Source organism: Dietzia sp. B19 (genome assembly GCF_014145155.1).
GTDB classification, from domain to species: domain Bacteria; phylum Actinomycetota; class Actinomycetes; order Mycobacteriales; family Mycobacteriaceae; genus Dietzia; species Dietzia natronolimnaea.
This window is the reverse complement of sequence record NZ_JAALED010000354.1, coordinates 15,054-20,269: the sequence shown is the minus strand read 5'-3', so window position 1 is coordinate 20,269 and position 5,216 is coordinate 15,054. Positions and strand designations below refer to the sequence as shown.

General features: G+C 66.4%; 6 protein-coding genes. 1 reads left to right on the top strand and 5 read right to left on the bottom strand.

Annotation, left to right across the window (positions count from 1 at the left end):
* Window positions 1-22: 22 nt before the first annotated feature.
* The 4 genes from G6020_RS10710 to G6020_RS10695 all read right to left on the bottom strand — a co-directional run bounded on the left by G6020_RS10710 (window position 23) and on the right by G6020_RS10695 (window position 2,627).
* On the bottom strand, window positions 23-313 hold the full coding sequence (locus G6020_RS10710; protein ID WP_179525826.1) for a SelT/SelW/SelH family protein: 291 nt from the start codon (window positions 311-313) through the stop codon (window positions 23-25).
* Between the two features lie 34 nt (window positions 314-347).
* Entirely contained in the window at window positions 348-1,868 is a 1,521-nt protein-coding gene (locus G6020_RS10705; protein WP_182610615.1) for an MFS transporter, read from the bottom strand.
* Between the two features lie 79 nt (window positions 1,869-1,947).
* Window positions 1,948-2,265: an SMR family transporter gene (locus G6020_RS10700; RefSeq protein WP_179525828.1), complete on the bottom strand. Its 318-nt coding sequence runs from the start codon at window positions 2,263-2,265 to the stop codon at window positions 1,948-1,950.
* Entirely contained in the window at window positions 2,265-2,627 is a 363-nt protein-coding gene (locus G6020_RS10695; protein ID WP_182610614.1) for an SMR family transporter, read from the bottom strand. The genes G6020_RS10700 and G6020_RS10695 overlap by 1 nt, the downstream gene beginning before the upstream one ends.
* A 332-nt stretch (window positions 2,628-2,959) precedes the next feature.
* Between G6020_RS10695 and G6020_RS10690 the strand changes: the two genes are divergently transcribed.
* Window positions 2,960-3,916, top strand: coding sequence for a TIR domain-containing protein (locus G6020_RS10690; protein ID WP_182610613.1), 957 nt, complete (start codon window positions 2,960-2,962; stop codon window positions 3,914-3,916).
* A 56-nt stretch (window positions 3,917-3,972) separates the two neighbouring features.
* On the opposite strand, the gene G6020_RS10685 is transcribed toward G6020_RS10690, so the two are convergent.
* Complete coding sequence (locus G6020_RS10685) at window positions 3,973-5,157, bottom strand: phage major capsid protein (protein WP_182610612.1); 1,185 nt, start codon at window positions 5,155-5,157, stop codon at window positions 3,973-3,975.
* Window positions 5,158-5,216 lie beyond the last annotated feature (59 nt).

Sequence of the window (5,216 nt, the reverse complement as noted above, 5' to 3'; positions counted from 1 at the left end):
GACGAACTAACGGAGATGCCCACTAGTCGGTGGGCTCGACCCGGTCGGCGTGACCGAGCGACTTCCCCGGAGCGACGAGATCTCTGACAGCCCGCTTCAGTTCGGTGATCTCGGGGAATCCGCCATCCCTCTTGCGGTTCCAGACCTGCTCGTCGCCGACATCGATCCGGAACGTGCCGCCGGTGGCAGGCACGAGCGCGATCTCGCCGATCTCGCTCTCGAAAGTCTGGAGAAGCTCGCCCGCGTACCACTGGGCGCGGAGCATCCACCGGCACTGCGTACAGAAGGTGATGGCGACCCGAGGAGACGGCATACCGCCCACAGTGCCACAGGTGGACTGACCGGTATCAGCGCTGGGCGGGCTCCGCCTGCTCCGGATGCTCCTCGTACATCGAGTCGATCTCCTCGACGCTCCTGCCGGTGGTCTCGATGCGGAACAGCCACGTGATGAGAGCCCCGAGCAGGGATGTCCCCACCAGGATCGCCAGGACTGCGCTGGTTCCCCAGGCGACCAGAAGGATCGGGAACAGGAACGAGGTGAGCACCGCACCCGACTTGGCGATGGACGCCGCCATGCCGGCACCCGTCCCGCGCAGTGCGGTCGGGAACACCTCCCCCGCCACCACATAGGTCATCGAGTTGGGCCCGAGGTTGGTCATGAACTGGAACAGGATGAAACCGGCAAAGACGAGCACCGTCTGCACCGACCCGTGGGCGAGGGTGGACGACGCGGCGATCGCCAGCCCGGTCGCGCAGCCGAGGAACCCCAGCATCTGCAACCGCATTCGACCCCACCGGTTGACCAACACGATGGCGACCAGGATGCCCACCAGGAGGAAGACGTCGATGAGGGCGGCCCCCTTGGCGCCGAGCAGATCCTTGTGGATGATGGCCGACGACGAGGACCCGCTACTGGCGACGTTCCCGAGCGTGGTCGCGATGATCGTCGGCGTGAAGATGCCGATGCCGTAGGTGCTCAGATCCTGGAGGAACCACGGCACCGATGCCAGGATGGTCGACCGACGCCACGGGGCCGCGAACAGCGCGCGGACGTCCTTGGTCTCCGCCTCGTCCGCGCCCCGGTCTGCCGAGAGTGTCACGACCGAGGGGTACTGCGGCGTGCGGTCGAGGAGCTTTCTGAGTTCGACCTCGGCCTCCGCGTGGCGACCGACGTTCGCGAGCCAGTGCGGGCTCTGGACGATGAACAACCGGCCGACGGCGACGAGTGCCGCCGGCACCACGACGACGCCGAACATCAGCCGCCAGGAGTCGAGCGAGTCGGTGGTGCTGAGGATCGCGACACCGACCAGGGTCCCCGCCACGGCCCCTACCGCCTGGAACGCGAACGCCGACAGCACCAGTCTTCCGCGGCCGGCGGTGGACTGCGTCTCGGAGATCATCGCGTGCGCGGTCGGGTAGTCGCACCCCAGAGCGGTGCCCATCCCGAACAGGCACACCAGGAACACGGCGAACCCGGGCGCCACGGTGGCGCCGAGCAGGAACACGGTGAACAGCACCATCTCGATGAGGAACATCTGTCTGCGGCCGAACCGGTCCGAGAGCCCACCGAGCGCGGTGGCGCCGACCATGATCCCGGCCAGAGGCGCCGCGGTGAGGAGACCGGTCTCCACGGCAGAGAGGGACCAATAGGCGGTGATCAGGGGCAGCGCCACCCCGATGAGGAACACGATAAGCCCCTCGAAGAACTTCCCCGCCGAGGCGAGCCACCAGATCCTGCCCTGCATGCTCGTCATGCCGCCGGCGACCGCGGGGGTGCCGTCCCGCCAGCGGGGGGTCTCGTCGATGAATCGCTGAACCGTCGAGGGGGTCCCCGGTTCGTCGTCGCCCTCGGACGCGGGTATCGCCATGACGCAGAACATTACTCAGGCGCGTCCGCGCGAATCGTGGTGGTAATGAACCCCGTGTTAACGATCGGGGCCACTGCCCTCAGACGCCCGCGCCCAGCTCCACGAGCAACACCCCGCCGGCGATCAGGACGATCCCCGCACCCATCAACGGCGTGAGGGGTTCGCGGAAGAGCAGCCGGCTCAGGACCGCGGCCAGAGCCACGCCGGCGGCCGTCCAGATCCCGTAGGCGACCCCCAGCGGCATCCCCTCGGCCAGCGTCAGGGAGAGGAAGACGAAGGCCACCAGGTAGCCGGGCACGACGGCGGCGTACCACCGCGCGTTGTCGACGGCCATCCGGAGCGAGAGCGTCGCGGCGAGCTCGAAGGAGATCGCGACGGCGAGATAGGCCCAGGCCATCAGCCGGCCCCCTCGGCGCGTGACCGGGCGCGCTGGGATCCCAGTTCGACGCACAACACCCCGGCGATGATCACCGCGATGCCCGCGATCATCAGCGGGGTCAGCGGCTCGTGGTAGATCAGGGACGACAGGCCCGCCGTCAGGGCGACGCCGGAGGCCCCCCAGATGCCGTACGCCACCCCGAGCGGCACGCCCGCCCGCAGGGTGAGGGCCAGGAAGGCGAACGCGCCCACGTACCCGACGGCCACCATCGCGTAGAGCGCGGGCGTGGTGAGCGCCCCCTTCAGTGAGAGCGAGCCCGCCACCTCGAGGGCGATCGCCGCGGCGAGGAACAGCCACTTGCCGCCCACATCGGTGTTCATCGGTCGCCGTTCCTCCAGCAAATGACGGATGTCCCGGGCCATCTGACTCGATGGTCCGGGACATCTCTCCGTGGAGCTAAGGGGAATCGAACCCCTGACCTTCTCGATGCGAACGAGAGTAGCACGGGCACTTGACCGGCGACGGGACACCGATCCACCGCACTGAGCGGGAGTGTTCCAGAACGGCTAGTAACGCCGTGGCTCGCCTTGTGTCGGGAGGTTGTGCCCTCCCCGTGCCCTCGCTCGAACAACTGTGCGGGGGGCACAGGAGTTGTCGGAGCCCCCCGCTACGCTTCCATCACCACTGTTCGGGAGTCACCGAAAGGACGGTCATGAAAACCAAGGAACGACTCAAACTGATCTTTGAGATCGCGTCGCAATTCGACAACGTCGGCTGGGAGGATCAGAACATCATCCTGGAGGCTTACGGAGTCGTTCGTCAGATGGATGACTCCGGTCCTTTCGGCCCGGAACATGAATCGGTGAAAGCGGCGCTCCAGAAGGCCAGCGACGAGACCCTGTTCGATCTGGCTGAGCACTTCGACCTGGATCTCGCCCGATTCTCCCGCGCACCCCGCATCGCTGGCGCTGGCGCACAAACTGGGCCGCTGATCCTGTTCGCCTCTCACGTTTCAGGACATCGAAAGGAGGTTTATGAAGTTGCTGGCGAACTTGGAAAGTTCAACATCGAGCTGTTTGTCGCGCACGATTCAATCTCGGTAGATGAGCCGTGGCGCGACGAGATCGAGAAATCCCTCAACACCTCTCACGGAGGGGTGCTGTTTCTCCATCCCACTTTCAGCAAGAGTGTCTGGTGCCAGCAGGAAACAGGCTGGATGCTTGGTCGGGGACTTCCGGTACTTCGGCTACTAAAGGGCGAAGCTCCTGTTGCTTTCGCCAACACCCTCCAGGGCGCTGAGGTCGGAAGCCTAGCCCCAGCCGAGATCGCGGAACTGATCGCCGAGTGGGCCGTCAAGAAACCCCAGTTGGCATTGAACTTGGGCGAGTCGCTGGTACATGCGATGCGAAACTCGGGGAGCTTCGACCAGACCGACTCAATTTGGCATCACCTCCGCATGGTGCGAACTCTGACCACTCCCCAGTGCACGGTGCTGTTGGAGGCGGCAAAGAACAACACCCAGGTGAACCGGACAAGAGCTAAGGAAGGTCCCGAACGCGGTACGGGCTACCCGAAGGCTGTTTGCGACTTGGTTCGGTTGCAACCCGGCCTTGACGGCGTCGCCAACGACGTAAGTCAGTACGAGGCCGAGCTCGCCATCAGCAGATAGGTGAGTGCCCCACCTCCTAGCCGCGTTCACGGAGGTGGGGCGCTACTGGTTGGGGGTCAGGCGGCCGTGTCGACCTGGACCACCGCCTGGGGCTGGCCGACGCCGAGTCCGAACCGGCCCTCGACGCGGAGCCGGAACAGGTTCGACTCGAAATCGCTCTGGCCCTGGCCGTTCCACTCGGCCATGACGCCCCGGCGGTCGGTGTAGAGCGCGACCTCGGTCAGGTCCGCGACGATCGCCGTGCCGGGTTCCAGGGCGGTGGAGACCACGACCTGGATGCCGAACAGCTTCCGCGCTGCGCGGTCGACCGGGGAGGCCTCCAGGACGAACGCGCCGGTCCCGGTGGCCTTGGTCAGCTCGACCGCCTCCCAATCCCCCGGGGTCATCGCGATGACGTTCGGGGTGTAGCCCAGGACCTCCACCGCCGTGATGGCCTTGCGCACCGTGGTGAGCAGGTCGTCGGTGAACTCCTGGGTCTGGATCCCGGACTGCATGAGCAGACCCGTGGGGTTCTCGCCCTCACCGTCGCCGGTCAGGATGAGCTGTTCGACCTTGGTCATCAGCCCCCAGCGGAACTCGTTCTCCACGAACCGCTGCAGGTTGCGCACGTCCAGGAGGTCGTACTTGTTCATCCCGTCCGAAACGTGGGCGACCACGCGCAGGCGGTCCTCGACCGGGGTGAGCCCGATCGCCGAGGTGGGCTTGACCTCACCGGGTGCGACGGCCCCCGCGTTCATGGCGCGGTTGGTCTGGCGCAGGTACCGGTAGGTCGGCGAGTCCAGCGGGGCGGTCGGGATCAACGACAGGATCGAGGTCGGCAACTGCGGCATCCCGATCGTGTCTCGGGCGAGGATCGTGGCGGTGGCGGTGCCCCCGGCGATCAGCGCCTTCTGCCCACCCGGCCCGGCGGTGACGAGGTTGCCCGCCAGTTCGCGGGCGGTGGCCTTGACGGCGGCCGGTGCGATGGCCAGCGGTGCGCCGTCCCCGACCGGCAGGCCCCCGCCCTTGCCCCCGCCGGAGTGATCCGGCACGAACGAGTCCCCGCCCGATCCTTTGAGTTGGGCGAGCAACGCCTGGTCCTCGGCGGCCTTCTCCAGGTGCTCGTTCATCCCCCGGATGTGCTTTTCCTTGGCCTTGAGGTCGGCGCGATCGGCGTCGGAAAGCCCACCCCGCTTCTCGGCCGCTGCAATCAGGTCCAGCGATGCCTTGACGAGTGCGTCGCGCTCTTCCTTGAGGTTCATGCTGATGTGCCTATCTACGAATGCTCGGGCTACAGGTATGCCGGAGCAGAGTGGAATGT

What these genes read in the sequence shown, in the direction of transcription:
- G6020_RS10710 (WP_179525826.1), bottom strand. Translation starts at nt 313, where the DNA reads ATGCCGTCTCCTCGGGTCGCCATCACCTTCTGTACGCAGTGCCGGTGG.
- G6020_RS10705 (WP_182610615.1), bottom strand. Translation starts at nt 1,868, where the DNA reads ATGGCGATACCCGCGTCCGAGGGCGACGACGAACCGGGGACCCCCTCG.
- G6020_RS10700 (WP_179525828.1), bottom strand. Translation starts at nt 2,265, where the DNA reads ATGGCCTGGGCCTATCTCGCCGTCGCGATCTCCTTCGAGCTCGCCGCG.
- G6020_RS10695 (WP_182610614.1), bottom strand. Translation starts at nt 2,627, where the DNA reads ATGAACACCGATGTGGGCGGCAAGTGGCTGTTCCTCGCCGCGGCGATC.
- G6020_RS10690 (WP_182610613.1), top strand. Translation starts at nt 2,960, where the DNA reads ATGAAAACCAAGGAACGACTCAAACTGATCTTTGAGATCGCGTCGCAA.
- G6020_RS10685 (WP_182610612.1), bottom strand. Translation starts at nt 5,157, where the DNA reads ATGAACCTCAAGGAAGAGCGCGACGCACTCGTCAAGGCATCGCTGGAC.